We start from the raw sequence: 18048 nt of genomic DNA on the forward strand, positions 1-18048 counted from the left end.
TGTCTATCTTTTTATCTTTATCCTCATAACACATCATCTGTTATATAATGAATTTATGGAATTTACAGAAAAAGGAGTCTTTTCATGTTACAACAACTATTCAATTCACCTATTCTATCCGTTCAAGCCTTGCACCCAGGTTATGAAGATCATGCAAGTGATGTTTTTCTCGTTCAAACAGAAGATACAGAAGTTATCGTTCGTGCTTCTAAAATGAATGAAGAACCAAATAATGATTTTTGGTGGGGATGTAAAAATCTATTTGGAATTGATCCAAGGAACGTCCATCATTTAGAAACTGTACATACATTGCTGCAAGAACATACGAATCTTCCTATCCCAACAATATTAGAAAAACATGTTTTAAATAGCCGTGAATTTGTGGTGGTCGAAAAGTTAGTAGGTAACACAGTTCAATCTTTTATCGAGCAACCAGATTCTATTTTATTCAGCCTAGGAAAAGGACTTGCAGAAATACATAAATTTAAAGCCGATTTCATAGGAAATCCGTCAGGCACGTTCCAAGTTCCACTAGATGAATTCCAATCACATATTTTAAACGTGAGTAAAGAGCTTGTGAATATGTTTTATTCCGATGATGAAAGCATAAAAAATGCATTCCCTACCTTTGAATCACAACTTTCTTCCCTGTCCGTACCAAAGGAATCTACACTCGTCTTAATTGATATGGATCCTACTCAATTTTTATCTGACGGTACAACTATTACGGGTTTAGTAGATAGTGAAGCTTACGCTGTTGCTCCGCGAGAACTTGATTTTATCGGACTAGAATATGTACTTACCGAAAAAGAAGCACATGCCTTTAAAAGTGGTTACGAAACAATTATGTCTATTCCTCACTTAGAAGAATATAGACAGCCTTATCGTTATTTATACCGACTGTTATCTGTGCAAGGTAATGTGGAATTAAAAAAATGGTTAAGTCACCCATCCTATTTTTAAATACGAATGAGAGGGAATATACAATGGATATTCAGAAAAAGCGTTCTGTAACAGAAAGTGAAATACAGCAAATGAAGGATTTGGCTTATATTTGTGGGCAACAAGACAATCTTGATTACTCTTCAGATTTACATATCAACTTTTTAAAAAATCGAAATGAAGATTATATAAACGATTTTCTTCTTTATAACGGTACTCAATTAATTGGCGCTTTAAATATGTATGATTTCGAAAGACCAACAAAGCTTGAACTAATAGGCTTTGTACATCCTCATTTTAGAAAACAACGTTTCGGAACTATCCTTTTACAAACTGCAATGAAAGAAATACAAAATAGAGAGACAGATGAAGCTCTTCTTATTATTAATGGGGATTCTATTTCTGGGAATGAATTTGTAAAACATATGAAGTTACCATATTTATATAGTGAATATAGTATGGAGTGCAAAACAAACGAAATTCAAAAAACAACAGATAATAATATACAGCTTACTCTTGCACCTTCAGAATCACTTCTTGATCTTATTAAAATTTCTAGTAAAGCTTTTGGTGATTCAGTAGAAAATACGACTACATGGTTACAAAAAATGATGAATTCATCTTCCCATCAAGTTTACAGTGCCCTTATTGCTGGAAAAGTGATAGGAACAATTACAGTTTCTAAACAAGAGCAATCTACTACACTATCAGGATTCGCCGTTCATCCTTCTTATCAAGGTAAAGGATACGGAAAAGATATTCTTTGTAATATAGTACATACCCTTATTACAGAAGGAGTTTCAACAATTGAATTAGACGTCGAAACGAAAAATATCCACGCTTTAAAACTATATACACAATGTGGTTTTGAAATTAAAACGAGGCATGACTATTATAATTTAATGAATTTTTAGGTGAATACATATGTTAACAAAACAATTTATTCTAATTATGATATTTTAGCAGACATCTATAATAAACATTGGGGACATTTTGTTGAATACTCCCATCCAGCCTCGTTTTACAAGATGCTCTTCCCTACTCTCGTATATTAGATCTTTGTTGCGGGACTGGTCATCTCTGCCGGTGATAGTTTAATTTAGTTGAACTAAAAAGTGTGTTTCACAAAGTTTACTCCGTATTACATAACGAGGGTATATTCGCATTTGATATGAATAAAAAAATAAAAAAACTGAATCGAAATGATTCAGTTTTTTCTTAATATATTTACAACTGCAGTTGTTTCGTCATTTTCTTTATAGACACGCGGAATTCTTCTATCTAGCATACATGTAACTTCATAGTTTATTGTACCTAACATATCCGCTATTTCTTCTACTGCGATATTTTCTTCACCTTGTTTACCGTAGAATACTACTTCGTCTCCTACTTGTACTGGCATCGCTTTTGAAACATCCAACATTAACTGATCCATACAAACACGGCCAATAACAGGTACTCGAACCCCGTTAATTAACGCATAGCCTTTATTAGATAATTGACGATTATAACCATCAGCATAACCAATTGGTACAGTCGCAATCCATTCTTCACCAGTTGTTACATACGTATTCCCATAACTTACACCACGATTCTTCTTCGCATGTTTAATATGAGCTACTTTTGATTTTAACGACAACGCAGGCTGTAAAGAAACGACTGAATGATCCACTTCTTTTGATGGATACATACCGTACACTCCTATTCCAACGCGTACCATATTTTGAAATGTGTTACTTAATTCCATTGATCCCGCACTATTTGAACTATGAATATATGGTATTTGAATTCCTAATTCTTTCGCTGTATTAACAGCTTTTTCAAATAAACTTGTTTGCATATTCGTATATGATTTATCGATTTCATCTGCCGTAGAGTAATGCGTAAACATCCCTACTACCTCTACATACTCCATACGGTTTAATTCTTCTAAAAATGGTTTAACTTCTTCTTCTTGTAAACCGATACGACTCATTCCTGTATCAATTTTCACTTGAATTTGTACTTTCTTTTGAAGACGGTTTGCAATTTCATTTATACCATGTAAATCTTCTACTCTATAAACAGTCATCATAACGTCATATTGAATTACATCTTCTACAGCCGCTACTGGTGTGTATCCTAAAATTAAAATTGGTACAGTAATTCCTGCTTCTCTTAATTCTATTGCTTCATCTACAAATGCAACTGCAAGTTGATGTATTCCCGCTTCAATTGCAGCTTTGGCAACTTCAACTGCCCCATGGCCATACCCATTCGCTTTTACAGCAGCCATCATCTTAATTTCTTCATCATTTACATGTTTTTTAAATTCTTTTACATTATGTTTTACAGCATTTAAGTCAATTTCTACAATTGTATCTCTTCCATATTTCAAACTCATTGGTCTAACTCCTAACTCAATAATTGCATTCCATTCTATTTCACGTTTCATATGACCTTTTACAATATAATACTTTTCATTATGCTAGTCAAACTACTAGAATTTTCGGAATTTTGAGTATGATATAATATCCTCAAGAAACTATTATATACGGAGACGAGGAGAATTACAATGTTTGTTCAATCTGCATTGCATCAACTAAAAGTTGCTATTGATACTTCTATTTATATGCTTAACCAATATAGTGAAAACGATTTAAAAATACAACCGATTCACTCAAAACGATCATTATTTGAAATGTGTGCACATCTTTCTCTTATTTGTCATGCTGATTTACTCATTTTAAATGGTATTTCAGAAAAAAAATTACATACCTTTTATATAGAACATACACCCGTAACAGTTGCTCACATGCAACAAACGATGATTGAAGGATACAACCTTCTCTCTAAAACATTTCTTTCCTACTCCCAAATAGAATTAGCAAAAGTTATGACTGCCTATTGGGGGATTTCTTATTCGCGCTTTGAATGGTTACTTGAAATCGTTGCACACTTTTATCATCATCGTGGACAAATTCATATTTTATTATGCGAGCATATGAAAGATCCTCGCATTCCTTTATTTGAGTGATTTTCCACTCATTCATTAATTAGCTACAAAACCAATAAAAAGTATCATTCCTAATAAAATAAATGTTTGAGCATAACCTCCTATTTTCATAAGATAAATAGAAATGATAGGTCCTATACTAGTACCTAAAAATAAAATAAAAGTATATTCCCCTTGCTTTCCCTCCTAATTGACCTCCAAGAGAAACTAAAGACGGAACGGATATAGCAATACCTATTACAAAACAGACACTCATCATTACAAGTAGAGATAGATCCGAAACAAAGCCCATTGAACTTAGACTAAAAATAACAATCAACAATCCTCCTTGAAGAACTTTCCTTACTTCAAACCTCTTTGTTAAAAGACCTGCAAGTGGTGACAGCAACATACCAAACAGCCCTGCTAAGCGAAAATAAAGGATTTGTTCTGCAGTTAAATTGTAAGTAGGAGAGCTCAAATAATTCCCTAAAACAGTATACATATTAACAAAAGCCATTATTAAAACAGGATTTTTCACACTGACTAACTATTAGTTTTAAATAATTCGCAACTTCTTTAAGGCATAAGAAATTCCGCCTTCACTCGCCTTCGTTGTAACGAAATCAGCCCTTCTCTTCAACTCCTCTCCACCATTTCCCATCGCAACTCCTAATCCTACATACTGCAACATCTCAATATCATTTCCACCATCGCCAAAAGCAATGGCTTCTAATTTACTAATGTTTAAATGTTCCAATACTTTTTGAATTGCAGTTAGCTTCGATACTTTACTATCTTCCAATACATTTATAACGTAACCATGAAAACGCTCAAACGTAAGTGCTGGATATCTTTCAATGAATTTTTGAGCTTCTGTATCATCAGCATACAGACATATGCAATACATCTCATCTGATAAGTTTCTAACTTTGTCAGGATACCGCTCTAAATTTAAAGTTTCATTTAACGCTCGCATGACACGTTCATCTTTGGAAGCAATATTATTCATTGCAAATTCTTCTGTAAAGTAAGAAACACTGTGACCATGTAATTCAGCAAAATTTGAAATATCATGAACGATTTCGCTTGAAAGTACTGATTTATGTATAACTTCTTTCCCACATTTTATATGTGCACCATTTGCTGAAATAAACGTATTTATACCTAGTTCCTTAAATTGTGAGCATAAACTATACGGTCTTCCAGTTGTAACAACTACGTGAATTCCTTTATCTATTAACCTTCGTATCGCTTCTTTTGTACTTTCGTGCATGCTTCTATCAATCTCACTTAATAACGTACCGTCAACATCGAAAAATACAACTTTGTACATAAGTCTTTACATCCCGTCCAAATGATTCGTATCATTAATGAAATGCACCGTTTTTTGTTCACCCTCAATTTCAATTAAACTTATTCCCGTATCTCCCATTTTGAAATAGTAGTCCATTGAAATTGGCATTTTGAAAAATGCACGTAATAGACTATTAATTACGCCTCCATGGGCAACAATTGCAATTCGATCATATGTATTCTCTATCATAATTTTAGAAAAGATTCCTTCTATTCTTATTCGAAACTCAATAAATGATTCTCCGTTTTCAAAACGGTCATGAAGAAACTTTGGCTCTGGATATTTCTTTGCTTCTTCAAATGATAAGCCTGCTTGCACTCCATTATTAAACTCCATTAATTCCTCTTCTAATTGAATTGGACAACCAATTGCTTCTGCTAATGTTTCACCCGTTTCGCGAGCGCGTTTTAATGTGCTTGCCCAAATGAAATCTGGCGCAAAATCTTTTTTCACTTTCTGTACAAGTCTTTGTACTTGTTGTCTCCCTTTGTCAGTTAACTCAAAATCAGCTCGACCTTCATGCACATGTAAAATATCAGCTTCTGATTCTCCGTGGCGTATTAGTAGTATTTGCATGTTTCTCTCTCCCTTTATTTAACATTCATAAAATTCCATTATATCACTTTTTAAGATTCGAAAATAAAAAAGGAACGGTCTCCCGTCCCTCATCCATTCACTTTTTCCGCATCATTCCAATAATATTTACTAAACGCTTCTGTTAACACATCAATTGTGTTATATAATTCATCTAACGTATTATCAACACCACCAACTTCAATTAACATCGCATTTTTCGATAAATCTTGATTATAAACGCCATTTCCATCTTTTTTATACTTTGGAAAAATCCCTCTACTTAATCCGTAGTAGTTTTCATCTAAATAACTATTGATGGCTCTTGCAATTTTTTCATTTTCAGCACGGCCTTCATTTTCCATCCCAATTATAAAATATAATCTTGCATACGATTTTCCGTTAATTACTTTTGTTGTTACTTTCTTACGCTGATCGTCACGGTGTATATCAATCGGAAACGCAATTTTATTATTTTGTGCTAATGCTTCTTTTACATATTCATGAGACGCTTTATATGACTGATACCATACCCACTTTTTACTCGCTAATAAATCACCCATATTCGTTTTATCATGAACTACCGGAATTCCTTGTCCTTCAAGTTGCTCTTTCATACGTTTCCCTAGTAAAGACACATTTACATCTGGGCTAGATGGATCAGTTGCCCCTGGTAATAATGGAAAGAAGGATTCCCAGCTATGTGTATGATAAATATATACTGCACTTTCACCTTTTTTCGCTCCGTTCTTTTTCTGAACCGGATTATTCTTTTCCGCTTCTGTAACTTTATCTTTTGCTATTTCCCGTTCTTTCGTTACTTCTTCAATCGGTACACTAGATTCATTTGGGATATTCGTCAAGTTTGTCCCTTCCCCAGCTACGATAATATTAGAATAATACTTTGACATACCAGGTACTTCTTTACCGACGAATGTTCTTAAATCTTTAATTTTCAAATCTGTCGCAATAGAGAACATTAAATTTCCAACTGACTCTCTTTTATTCTTCTTAAAATAATCAAATCCGTAATAGCGATTCTCACTTTCTATCATTTGAACAAAACCTTGCATCGATACTTTTCCAAACCATTGATTTGCATAATTTGATTTCATTGTATGTAAAAATGACGTCAAAATCGACGCTATCATAATTACTATTAGCGCATATAAAAGGAGTAACGAAATCAGTTTCTTCCCATGTATTCGAGTTGCATACTTTTTCACTGCATCACCTTCTTTATACATGGATATGTACAAGCTTTTCGGAATATACGCAAAAAAAAGAGAAATGGTATCCCATTTCTCTTCCTCACTTTTATTGTTCTTTTCCTGTATCATTTGAAGGTAGTTTCTTCACTTGTTTTTCTTTAAATATTTCTCCAATTGCCCCGAGAGTACCAAGTGTTTCAATTGCATTAGACGGAATAAAGACTTTATTTGCTGGTCCTTTTGCAACTTCAGCTAATGATTCAAATGATTTGTAAGCAAGTATACGCTCATCCAAATTCGCTTCACGAAGCAATTCAATACGATTTTGTTCTGCTTTTGCGATTTCTTCAATTGCCCTTGCTTCCCCTTGCGCTTCTAATTCTTTTGCTTCTTTTATACCTTCAGCTTCGCGAATACGCGCTTCTTTATCCCCTTCAGCCATCAAGATTTTACTTTGCTTTTCCCCTTCAGCACGAAGGACTTTATCTTGTTTTGCTGCTTCAGCTTCTAAAATAATCGCACGTTTATTACGCTCAGCCTTCATTTGTTTTTCCATTGATGCTTGCACATCTTTTGGCGGGTTAATATCAACAACTTCGACACGTTCAATACGTACGCCCCATTTTTCTGTTGCTTCATCAAGCGCTAAGCGGATCTCTGTTGAAATTTTTTCACGACCAGATAACGTTTCATCCAGTTCCATTTTACCGATAATTTGACGCATCGTTGCTGAAGTAATATTACGAACACCATATTCATAGTTTGAAATACCATATGTCGCAAGTTCTGGTTCAACAATTTGATAGAAAATAATAGTATCAATTTCTACTTGAACATTATCTTTCGTAATTACCTTTTGCGGTGGTACATTCGTTTGTTGAATACGTAAGTCATGATATACACGAACACGATCTACAATTGGTATTAAAATATTTAACCCTGGGTGCATGATACGTTGAAACTTACCAAATCTTTCAACAACCCCAACTTTTTGCTGAGGAATAATTTTAATTGTTAATGCGATAAATGTAACTACAATTAGTGCGAATATAATCGTTAACGTTAATGCTACCATATTTATTCACTCTCCTTTTTCACTTGTAATATAGTACTATGCCTCTTTATAACAACGACTTTTTCTCCAGCATCAATTGAAGAATCTGCAATAGCTGTCCAAGTATCTCCATCCACTTTCACAATACCATTCGCTTCATTTGTAATCGCTTGCATAACAATCCCTTTTTTACCAACAAGCATATCTACTGTATCAGTAAAACCTTTTGCTTCTCGAAAGTTTTTTGAAATTCTTTTCGTAAAGAATGTCAAAGTTAAACTTACAATTGCACCAACAGTAACTTGTAACAGTAGTGCATCAGGAGCAAACAAAGCAATAAGACCTCCGACAACAGCTCCAATTCCAAGCCAAAGCATGTAAAATGTAATCGACAACATTTCTGCGATAAATAAAATACCAGCTATTATAAACCAAATTACCCAAGCAGCCATATGCAACCCTCACTTTCTTTCTCATTTTCTATATGTATATGAAGAAAAGAATGGTTTATCCGCCCTTTCTTACACTTGGGCGTTTGCTACAAGCTATTGTACATACTCACTGTTACAATGATCATTAATATAATACTATATCAATATATTCTTCATTATACATGAAAATCCCTTTCAAAAAGTGACAAAAAATTAAATTCTTTAAAAATTTTAATTTTTAAATTACAATTATTCTAATTACTAAATACTATTTTTTATAGAGGTGATAATCTTATTGAGAAACCTGTCACTAATCTACTATTTAGGTTCCAAAATATGCATTACTCTCGCTGACATCGTATATGTAATGATTATTACAACTCATATTTATATAGCAACTAAATCAGCTACTATTACTGCTCTTTTTCCATTATTACAAGTTATCACAAATCTAATTGCTAACATCTCTGCACCACTTATAATAAATCGTTTTCCATCTTATACGCTGTTATATACGCTCCAATGGCTGAAAACAGTCTTTTTACTATTATTAATGATTTTGTTCCCGGTCTTATCCACAAACATTATAGCTCTATTAACTTTTATTTTTGTCATTTCATTATGTAGTGGGTGGAGTGCTCCGTTATTATACGGTATTCTCCCGCGCCTTACACCGAAAGAAAAATTAGTAAAAGTAAATAGTATCTTTTCCTTTTCAACACAAATTGTGCAAGCCGTTGCTTATTCATTTACGAGTATTGTCGTTCTTCTCATTGGCGCTACTTCTACACTCATGATTAATAACATTTTAATGATTTTCGGATGCATTGCATTACATTTTTCATTACGTTCCATACATACTGAAAGAATAGCAGATTCTCCCTCTTCCAAAAGTACTGTTTTATTGGAAGGTTGGAAACTCCTATTTCAAAATCCTTCTCTCCGTACCGTTACATATATGGACTTAATCGAAACTTTCGCAGGGACAATATGGATTGGCGCTATTACGATGGCATACGTTACGACTATCCTTCATAAAGGCGAAGAATGGTGGGGATATATTAATACAAGTTATTATGTTGGCACGTTAATCGGTGGTCTATTAGCATGGAAAATGAGTTCCTATATTCAAAACAATTTAATACGATCTATGTCGATTGGCTCTCTTATATTTAGCATTCTTACATTTTTATATGGTATGACGAGCAGCGGATTTATTGCGCTTTTTCTATGTGTTCTAATGGGACCATGTTATCAAATTAGAGATATTTCCCAAGCGACTGTTTTACAATCAAGTGTCGCCCCTGCTTTATTATCCAAAATGTATACAGCACATGGTGCACTTCTTTCAACAGCCTCTGGACTATCTATGCTTAGCATTGGCATTATTACTGATATGTTCGGTGTTCGTACAATTTATATCATCGCTTCTATTCTTATTTTATGTTCCGCTTGTTTATCTTTTAGTTTATTAAAATATCATAAGACAGAGCAGAACGATATTTCAATTTAATCACTAAAACAAAGAGGACAGGGATTCCTGTCCTCTTTGTTTATTCTATTCATGATAAGTTGGGGATTTTTCTATGCTTTGTCGCTTGTTCAAAAGCATAAGCTAATTTAATTAATATCCCTTCACTAAAGGCAGTGCTTGCAATGGTAATTCCAAAAGGCCTCCCGCTTTCCATATACCCTGCTGGTATTGCTATAGACGGATAACCCGCTTTTGCACATATAGTAGAACCTATATAGGAAGGAAACAGTATCGCATCAAGATTATATTTTTCCAATGCAAAATCAATGCCTTGTTCTTGAGAAAAATATATATCTTCTAATCTCGCATTTAAATATTCTGGATTTCGTAACATATTAGGAAAATCTTTTCTTCCCTCTAACTTAGTTTGTCCATATTTTAAAGCTCTTTCTGCTATGTTTTTATTAAACTCCATTAACTCCGAAATAGAATGTACCGGGATAGTAGAAGGTAATTTAGAAAGATAGTTATCTAAACTATGCTTCAGCTCATAAAGCGGAACTCCCCAGCTCCATTCTCTATGAAAAGAAGGAATATCAATATTTTCTACTACTGTCGCTCCTTCATTACGTAATACTTGAATCGTTTCCTTAAACAAGATTTCATCATACTCACCATTTTCGTAATAATCTTTTGGTGCATCGTTAAACACACCAATCTTCGCTCCATTTAAACCATTTGCATCAAGGTAAGATGTATAATCCCGATATGCCCTATTTTCACTTTTTCGAGTAACTACATCTTTCTCATCCACTCCAGTTAAACTCCCTAGCAAAATAGCAGCATCTGTTACCGTTCTAGCAAATGGTCCAGCTGTATCTTGTGAATAAGTAAATGGAATAATTCCTCTACGACTAATTAAACCGACAGTCGGTTTAATACCTACTACAGAATTTTGAACAGCGGGGCTCAAAATAGAAGCATCGGTTTCTGTCCCAACAGATACTACTGTAAAGTTAGCAGCAACTGCTATCGCAGATCCTGTACTAGATCCGCCAACAAACATATGATCCTTGCCCGTTCCGTATGGATTGATTGTTTGACCACCTTTTGCACTATATCCAGCCCACATTTCAAAAGACATTGCATTTGCTAATTCTGTCATATTCGTTTTTCCAATTATCACTGCCCCTGCTTCTCGCAGTTTAGTAACAAGAAATGCATCTTCACTGCTTATATTTTGTTCTAGAGCTATTGTACCTGCACTTGTATGCATGGAGTCATTCGTTTCAATATTATCCTTAAGCAAAACAGGTATTCCATGCAATGGTCCCCTTACGCCTTTTGTCTTTCTTTCATAATCTAACGCTTCTGCAATAAAAATAGCATCTGGATTGATTTCTAAAATTGAATTGATTTTCGGTCCGTCTTGATCATACTTTGCGATTCTATAGAGATAATACATTACTAGCTCTTTTGAAGTTAACTTTCCAGATTCCATTTCATTTTGAATATCTTGAATTGTTAATTCCTTTTTTAAGATTGGATTAAACTGAATTTCCATTTATATTCTCCCTTATATGAACTTTTTTAGCGTATAACCCTTAATTTTTCAATTTTTCACCTCAACACATCCTAAATTAATATCCCTTTAAAGAAATTCAATATCCTTATTTAAATACCTTTAATTTCCCGAAAAATAAAAAAAGTCTGAAACGGATTAAACTTCGCTTCAGACTCTTACATTACTGTGCGTATACTTCATCTAACAAATGTAAAAACTCACCTTGTTTCCCAGTTAATTCAGGGCATTTTGCAATATCAACCCATTCGTAGCAAAATACTAATCCTTTATCTTCCTCACCAGCACTTACAATATGTTCCCAAGTATCCTTTACATCTGTTAGTAAAGTTACATGAAAAAAGTGGCGTTTTTCATATTCCTGTTTTTCTTTCATATGTATGATGTAATCTGCTAAAAAACGTTCTATGCATAAATGACGCAATCCGGATTCTTCCTGTACTTCACGCAATATAGCCGCTTCTAACGTTTCACCTTCATTAACCGTTCCTCCTGGCACTTGAATACCAGCTTCATGTATATCACGATGTTTAAAAACAAGTAATTGCATAACCCCCTCTTTTTCTCTTGTAATATATGCATGTACTTTTTTCTTATATAACATCGTCATTATACGTCTCTCCCCTCAATCATTTACTCTGTTACTTCTTCAAGCGTCAGTTGATTATCATACAAATATGTAGCTTGTGGATTTCCCACATACCTTACGTGCCATGGTTCATACCGATAACCCGTAATCGTTTCTTTCGCTTTTGTGTATCGAACAACAAAACCAAATTTATGGGCATTTTCAGAAAGCCACTGACCTTCTTTCGTTTCCCCAAAAACCGTCTCTAACTGAAATTTAGCAGATTGAGACGTAATATCCATAGCTAGTCCAGTTTGATGCTCACTTGTGCCAGGAACCGCGCTAGACATTGCTGTTTTTGCTTCCCCGTCTTGTTTTTTATACATCGTATTTAATGCTTTTTGTCGATCAAAAGATCTAAATCCAGAAACTGCAAAAAGAAAAATACGCTCGTTGTCAGCCTGCTGAAACATATCCTCAAGCGCCCTCGCTGCCTCTTTTCTCATCTTTTTCTTTTCTTGATCACCTTCACTAGAGTAGCGCACTTTCGGAATAACTAAATCTGGCGGTCTATACCCATCTGGTAAACGCCTACTTTTATTTACAAGTACAAGCATTGAATTCGGATTATTAATTACCGCAATATCCCCATCCATATTAGCAATCGTTTCTTTCGCTTTCGGAAATATGCTATTTACACTTACTTCCCGCGCCTGCTTATCCTTATACATTTTATAATTGATTCCTGCTACTCCAATAATAATTATTGCAGCTACAATACCAAGTAGTGCCCATCTTTTTTTCATATAACGACCTCTTATTTTAATAATTTGGCCATTTCATACTCATCGATGCCCTTTCCATCGATAATAAGAGCAGCTTTTTTGACACCTTCTTTCTCAAATCCAGCTTTTTTATATAGTGCCTGAGCTCTTGTATTGTGGGCCATTACTGTTAATTCTAAACGCCATACATCATGTAATTTTGCCCACTTCTCAACCTCTTTAAACAATCTCGTCCCAATACCTCGCCCGCTATACTCTTGCAAAATACCAATTACAATGCTTGCCACATGCCTCTTTCTTTGAATGTTATTTCCATTCACTAATATAAAACCTACTATTCTCTCATCTTCAACTGCTACAAATATTGTTGCATATTCATTTTCCATAAATCGATGGATCATTTTTTCTTGTTGCTCAGCTGTAGTTTTCCTTTCTCCTGGTTCATATAGCATAAACTTCGTTTCTTCATCTAATTGCTTACTTAATTGCAAAAATGATGCTGCATCTTCTATTTCGATTTCCCTAATCACTTCAATCACCCTACCAGTTTCATAATAAAAAGTTTTCCTTATAAAAAGATTTTCTCTACTTTCCCGAAAATACCTTTGTAAATCTCCTACTATAAATTGACAAATTTCGATATTACTATAACAACGACAAATTATGTCTATTCTGTGACGTCTCACCATTACAAAGAAAAAACGCAAGCATTACACTTACGTTTTTTCAAGATTGAAGTGCGCTAATAATTATCGATAGATGTCCTGGCTAATTCACGTTTCACTTTATCCATTCACTTTTTCTGCCTGCCAAAAATATTCACCAAATGCTTTAGCAAGTGCATCAATTGATCGATTCAATTCTTCCTCTGTATTATCTACACCGCCAACTTCAATTAATATTGCTTGTCCTGATAGGTCTTGATTATAGATTCCATTTCCTGTCTGGAACCCTTTTTGAATGACCCCACGACTCACTCCTGGATATTTCTTATTAATCGCCTCATGTAAAGCTGTCGCTAATTGTAAGTTTTTTTCATAGTTTTTATTTCCTTTCCCTACTACAAATGCAAGCTTTGCATATGACTTATCTCCAATTGTTTTTGTCGTTACATTCTTTCGGGCACTATCACGATGCAAATCAAAAAAGTATTGAAGATCTTTATTTCCAGCCATAGCTTGCTGCACAATTTCTCGTGACATTTTATACGAACTATTACTGTTTAAACCTTTACTTATTAACTTTTGACCAACATCACTCTTATCGTTAGTAGCTCCAATCCCTTCACCTTCTAATTGTTCACGGAAACGATCTCCTAATATAGAAATATTCGATACAGAACTCGTTGCTTTATTCGGATTCGGGTCATTCGTTAAGTTAAGTAAAGGTAAATAAGATTCCCAGCTATGTGTATGATAAATAAACGCAACTTGTCTCTTCCCAGTCGTTTGGGACGGCTGTTTTTTCTCTTTACTCGTATCTTGTTTAGGTACTTGTCCAGTTCCACTAGTCCGTTCCTTCACCACTTCTTCAAGAGGAACACTCGACTCTATCGGTAAGTTAGAATAATTTGTACCCTCACCCGCAATAACAATTTCTGTATCGTACTTACCAAACCCCGGGAGCTCTTTCCCGACGAAACTGCGTACATCATTAAAGCGAATATTTGTAGCCATAGAAAAGAGAAAAGAAGAAATTGAAAAATCTTGATTCAAATTTCGATACTCCTGTGTAAAATAATGATTCTCTTTTCCAAGTACATACATGTAACCATTCATCGATAACTCATTTAACCAATTATATAAATACGTTGACTTTGTCTCTTTCATAGAGGTTACCATCATACTAATAAGAAAAAAAGTCGCTAGCATTGTAGTAATAACAAATAAAACTAACTTACGCATACTTGTAAACTTCATAAAAAAAAAGCCCCGATTCATACTATCACCTCTCTATTTCAAGTTATGTACAAGCCCTAGAGAATAGACCGTTAAAATTTCGGCTATATTGTTAATGAGGTGAAATGAATTGAAGCTATTAATAGGAATATTACCAATTGCTCTATCATTCATTTTTTATTTGTCCGCTAAGCAACCAAAAATCGCTATTGTGCTACATATTTCTGCGTACTTGGCACTGTATGTACTCGGTATAATTATTTCCATTAATATATACGATGTTTTAATACAAGATTTAGTTTTCATGACGAGCATTCATGGAATTTTAATGAATCCATTTTTCCTTATTGCAGGAGCGTATATAGGAACATACACTTTGTACCTACTTTTGTCTCACATTATTATGAAAATAAAAAATGGAGCGTAATGAAATGCAACCACCATTTATCTGTCATACATGCAAAAAAAGAATTGTGAGAAAGAAAGACCTTATTACAGCCACATGGTACTTCCGCTTTTATTTATTTCACAGTGATTGTTTTAAACGACAGCAAGTGTTTATCTCACGATTTCTCCCTGTGAATACACTTTTCAATTTCTTTCTTATTATATATGGACTTATTTTTGGCAGTATTCTTATGATTACAGAACCATCTATTATTTGGCTGACTTTCTTTTTTCCCATTTTTTATCGGTTTCTTTCTTATTATTATGTTGAACGTTTTTTCTCTACAGAACGCGTAGACTGACCTCTCGGAATACTTAAACATTCCCACTCATTTTCTTTTAACATCTTCCCAATGTAAATAATCTGACCAATATGCAATGCATAATGAGCAATTTGCCTTTCAATTGCTTGCATGACAGTATGTGCTTCACCGCGAATGTATACCGTCTTCAATAAGTGTTCCGGCGTTAAAGTATTCATCGTATTAAAAACATATTTCCATCCTTCTTGCCAAGCTATAAGGGTTTCTTCTTTTGAGTGATAGCATCCTTCAAATTCACCATCTCGATTACGATCTGTTTTTTCACCATCAGACGTTAAAAAATCCGTCCATCTAGAACGCATATTACCGTGCAGATGCTTAATAATAATCGCTATACTATTTGTTTCTTCATGAGAAGACCATTGTATTTGTTCATATGATAATTGAGAAAGTGCCCGTTCCCCTTGTTTCTTTGTTGCTTTAAAGTTCGAAATCGCACATTGCAAATATTCTCGTCCGATATCCATATTAGCCCCTACCTTCACCCTAGCTAATTTTTGTTCCATTTGGCAATTCCATATTAGGCTGAAGTAACACAACATCATCAGCTTCAGGAACACCACCAAGCACAAGTACTTCTGATTTGAATCCAGCTACACGCTTTGGTGGAAAGTTTACAACAGCAACGATTTGTTGACCGATTAAATCTTCTGGACTATACCTTTTCGTAATTTGAGCACTTGACTGCTTTATCCCGATTTCTCCAAAATCTATTGCTAGTTTAATCGCTGGTACTCTCGCTTCTTTAAATTCCTCTGCATGTATTACAGTTCCAATTCTCAAATCCAAATTTAAAAAATCTTCAAAATTAGCCATTTATCATTCCCCCCCACTTATTACTTAGACAAAATACAAAAATCCCCTTCAAAAAAAGAAAGGTGCCTAAGCACCTTTCTTTTGTAATTCACTTGATTCATTTGATTTATAGAAGAAGAAACCGAGAATCCCGCCAATACATGATGGAATTAACCATCCAATTCCTTCGTTATATAACGGTAACATTTGTAGTACATTAGAAATCGCGTCAATTTTAATTTTCGCACTTTCTAAACCGTTAAAGAAACTAATTAACAATGCACCTAAAATAGCTCCAATATAAATTGTATTACGCTTCCCAATCCACTTATGGAAATACGAAAGTACAATTAATACGATTGCAACTGGATAAATGATCATTAACACAGGTAATGTTACTGCGATTAATTGTGTTAAACCTAGGTTAGATACAATTAAACTAAATACACATACCATTGTTACAATCGTTTTATGCGAAAGTTTTGGGAATAAGTTTGTAAAGAAACCCGCACACGCAGATGTTAACCCAACAGAAGTTGTTAAACAAGCAAGTATAATAACAAGCCCTAATAAAATTTTACCACTCGTCCCATATAGCTCATTTACAACATTCGTTAAAATAAGACCACCGTTTTCTGAGATACCAAGTGATGTACTTGTTGAACCAAGATAAGCAAGTGATAAATAAATTAACGTTAAACCAAGTACAGCAATAATACCTGATACTACTGTTATTTTTGCAATTTGACTACTCTCTTTTATCCCTTTAGAGCGGATAACTTGTACAACGACAATTCCGAATACGAGCGCACTAATTGCATCCATCGTTAAATATCCTTGAATAAATCCACCAAAGAAAGCATTTTCTTTGTAAGCAGCTAACGGCGCAGCTGGCTCTCCAATTGGATCAATAATTGCCTTTCCGACAATAACAGCGACAATTAATACTAATAATGGTGTAAGAAACTTTCCGAACCAATCCACTAATTTAGATGGATTTAATGATAAATACCACGTTATTCCGAAGAAAACTATCGTGAAAAGAAATAGCATGTACCACTCTGAAACCATTGCCTCTGATAAAAACGGCTTCATACCCATTTCAAACGAAACAGCTCCAGTACGAGGAATCGCGAAAAATGGTCCAATTGCTAAATAACTAATCAATGGGAAAATAAACGCAAATATAGGGTGGACTCTAGAAGATAGCGCTTTCAAGTCCCCCTCTACAAACGCGACAGCTGTTACAGCTAGTAGGGGTAATCCGACTCCCGTTACAAGGAATCCTATTGTAGCAATCCAAACATTCTCTCCTGCTTGTTGACCTAAAACTGGCGGAAAAATTAAATTTCCTGCTCCTAAAAATAATGCAAATAGCATTAAACCAATTGCTACCGTATCACCTGGCCTTAAACGTCCCTTCATGCTCTTCATTTGCATAGCACTTTTTCATTGTTTATCTCTATATTTTACAATATGCTATGCATCCTCCTCTCTGCTCAAGATGATAAAATATGCCCCTTACAAAGCAGTGTCTTTCTCTATAATTTCTCCATTCCCCTTATTTTTACTCTAATCATTAATATAATTATTATTTTAATTTTTGATTTTTTTGAATTTTTAAATCATTAGAG

General features: G+C 34.3%; 21 protein-coding genes and 1 pseudogene. 7 read left to right on the forward strand and 15 right to left on the reverse strand.

The window, feature by feature from the left end:
• Nucleotides 1-84: 84 nt before the first annotated feature.
• The 3 genes and pseudogenes from ACQGSG_RS19145 to ACQGSG_RS19155 all read left to right on the forward strand — a co-directional run.
• The gene (locus tag ACQGSG_RS19145; protein WP_000941374.1) at nt 85-963 is read left to right on the forward strand and encodes a nitrate reductase; all 879 of its coding nucleotides are present in this window, start codon (nt 85-87) and stop codon (nt 961-963) included.
• A gap of 23 nt (nt 964-986) precedes the next feature.
• Nucleotides 987-1856: a GNAT family N-acetyltransferase gene (locus ACQGSG_RS19150; RefSeq protein WP_000354419.1), complete on the forward strand. Its 870-nt coding sequence runs from the start codon at nt 987-989 to the stop codon at nt 1854-1856.
• Nucleotides 1857-2029 (forward strand): annotated as a pseudogene (locus tag ACQGSG_RS19155) (class I SAM-dependent methyltransferase); the annotation flags it as partial. It lies immediately after the preceding gene.
• Between the two features lie 120 nt (nt 2030-2149).
• Here the strand turns inward: ACQGSG_RS19155 and alr are convergent.
• Nucleotides 2150-3325, reverse strand: a complete 1176-nt coding sequence (gene alr / locus ACQGSG_RS19160; RefSeq protein WP_021727885.1) for an alanine racemase — start codon at nt 3323-3325, stop codon at nt 2150-2152.
• 171 nt (nt 3326-3496) lie between these two features.
• On the opposite strand from alr, the gene ACQGSG_RS19165 reads away from it, so the two are divergent.
• Nucleotides 3497-3958: a DinB family protein gene (locus ACQGSG_RS19165; RefSeq protein WP_065704302.1), complete on the forward strand. Its 462-nt coding sequence runs from the start codon at nt 3497-3499 to the stop codon at nt 3956-3958.
• Between the two features lie 118 nt (nt 3959-4076).
• Here the strand turns inward: ACQGSG_RS19165 and ACQGSG_RS19170 are convergent, their stop codons facing one another.
• The 6 genes from ACQGSG_RS19170 to ACQGSG_RS19195 form a co-directional block, all read right to left on the reverse strand.
• Entirely contained in the window at nt 4077-4436 is a 360-nt protein-coding gene (locus tag ACQGSG_RS19170; RefSeq protein WP_003284084.1) for a hypothetical protein, read from the reverse strand.
• 39 nt (nt 4437-4475) lie between these two features.
• On the reverse strand, nt 4476-5252 hold the full coding sequence (locus ACQGSG_RS19175; RefSeq protein WP_000278964.1) for a Cof-type HAD-IIB family hydrolase: 777 nt from the start codon (nt 5250-5252) through the stop codon (nt 4476-4478).
• Between the two features lie 6 nt (nt 5253-5258).
• Nucleotides 5259-5849 carry a histidine phosphatase family protein gene (locus ACQGSG_RS19180; RefSeq protein ID WP_325842645.1) on the reverse strand — a complete coding sequence of 197 codons (591 nt, stop codon included), beginning with the start codon at nt 5847-5849 and terminating at the stop codon, nt 5259-5261.
• Nucleotides 5850-5938: 89 nt separating this feature from the next.
• On the reverse strand, nt 5939-7186 hold the full coding sequence (gene spoIIP, locus ACQGSG_RS19185; protein WP_000613903.1) for a stage II sporulation protein P: 1248 nt from the start codon (nt 7184-7186) through the stop codon (nt 5939-5941).
• Nucleotides 7164-8132, reverse strand: a complete 969-nt coding sequence (locus ACQGSG_RS19190) for an SPFH domain-containing protein (RefSeq protein WP_000226253.1) — start codon at nt 8130-8132, stop codon at nt 7164-7166. The genes spoIIP (ACQGSG_RS19185) and ACQGSG_RS19190 overlap by 23 nt, the downstream gene beginning before the upstream one ends.
• Before the next feature lie 2 nt (nt 8133-8134).
• The gene (locus ACQGSG_RS19195) at nt 8135-8563 is read right to left on the reverse strand and encodes an NfeD family protein (protein ID WP_000741974.1); all 429 of its coding nucleotides are present in this window, start codon (nt 8561-8563) and stop codon (nt 8135-8137) included.
• Nucleotides 8564-8837: 274 nt separating this feature from the next.
• Between ACQGSG_RS19195 and ACQGSG_RS19200 the strand changes: the two genes are divergently transcribed.
• Nucleotides 8838-10055 carry an MFS transporter gene (locus tag ACQGSG_RS19200; protein WP_426947831.1) on the forward strand — a complete coding sequence of 406 codons (1218 nt, stop codon included), beginning with the start codon at nt 8838-8840 and terminating at the stop codon, nt 10053-10055.
• Between the two features lie 49 nt (nt 10056-10104).
• Here the strand turns inward: ACQGSG_RS19200 and ACQGSG_RS19205 are convergent, their stop codons facing one another.
• The 5 genes from ACQGSG_RS19205 to spoIIP (ACQGSG_RS19225) form a co-directional block, all read right to left on the reverse strand.
• Complete coding sequence (locus ACQGSG_RS19205; RefSeq protein ID WP_065704305.1) at nt 10105-11580, reverse strand: amidase family protein; 1476 nt, start codon at nt 11578-11580, stop codon at nt 10105-10107.
• Nucleotides 11581-11761: 181 nt separating this feature from the next.
• Nucleotides 11762-12208, reverse strand: a complete 447-nt coding sequence (locus tag ACQGSG_RS19210) for an NUDIX hydrolase (protein WP_065704307.1) — start codon at nt 12206-12208, stop codon at nt 11762-11764.
• 23 nt (nt 12209-12231) lie between these two features.
• Entirely contained in the window at nt 12232-12972 is a 741-nt protein-coding gene (locus ACQGSG_RS19215) for a M15 family metallopeptidase (RefSeq protein WP_000747647.1), read from the reverse strand.
• Between the two features lie 11 nt (nt 12973-12983).
• Complete coding sequence (locus tag ACQGSG_RS19220; RefSeq protein WP_000617574.1) at nt 12984-13481, reverse strand: GNAT family N-acetyltransferase; 498 nt, start codon at nt 13479-13481, stop codon at nt 12984-12986.
• Nucleotides 13482-13736: 255 nt separating this feature from the next.
• On the reverse strand, nt 13737-14891 hold the full coding sequence (gene spoIIP / locus ACQGSG_RS19225) for a stage II sporulation protein P (RefSeq protein WP_001079280.1): 1155 nt from the start codon (nt 14889-14891) through the stop codon (nt 13737-13739).
• An 88-nt stretch (nt 14892-14979) separates the two neighbouring features.
• Between spoIIP (ACQGSG_RS19225) and ACQGSG_RS19230 the strand changes: the two genes are divergently transcribed.
• Both ACQGSG_RS19230 and ACQGSG_RS19235 read left to right on the forward strand, forming a co-directional pair.
• Nucleotides 14980-15276 (forward strand): hypothetical protein, encoded by a 297-nt coding sequence (locus tag ACQGSG_RS19230; protein WP_098604780.1) that lies wholly within the window; start codon nt 14980-14982, stop codon nt 15274-15276.
• Between the two features lie 4 nt (nt 15277-15280).
• Entirely contained in the window at nt 15281-15598 is a 318-nt protein-coding gene (locus tag ACQGSG_RS19235; RefSeq protein WP_002098535.1) for a hypothetical protein, read from the forward strand.
• Here the strand turns inward: ACQGSG_RS19235 and ACQGSG_RS19240 are convergent.
• From ACQGSG_RS19240 to brnQ4, 3 genes are all read right to left on the reverse strand, one after another.
• A complete protein-coding gene (locus ACQGSG_RS19240; protein WP_000435829.1) occupies nt 15559-16125 on the reverse strand; it encodes a DUF1572 domain-containing protein in 567 nt (188 codons plus the stop codon). The genes ACQGSG_RS19235 and ACQGSG_RS19240 overlap by 40 nt on opposite strands.
• Nucleotides 16106-16435, reverse strand: a complete 330-nt coding sequence (gene csaA / locus ACQGSG_RS19245) for a chaperone CsaA (protein ID WP_001263015.1) — start codon at nt 16433-16435, stop codon at nt 16106-16108. Before csaA ends, ACQGSG_RS19240 begins: the two co-directional genes overlap by 20 nt.
• 66 nt (nt 16436-16501) lie before the next feature.
• The gene (brnQ4, locus tag ACQGSG_RS19250) at nt 16502-17839 is read right to left on the reverse strand and encodes a branched-chain amino acid transport system II carrier protein BrnQ4 (protein ID WP_011110049.1); all 1338 of its coding nucleotides are present in this window, start codon (nt 17837-17839) and stop codon (nt 16502-16504) included.
• Between the last annotated feature and the right edge of the window lie 209 nt (nt 17840-18048).

This window comes from Bacillus sp. GMa5/1, from assembly GCF_050172015.1.
Taxonomy (GTDB): Bacteria; Bacillota; Bacilli; order Bacillales; family Bacillaceae_G; genus Bacillus_A; species Bacillus_A cereus.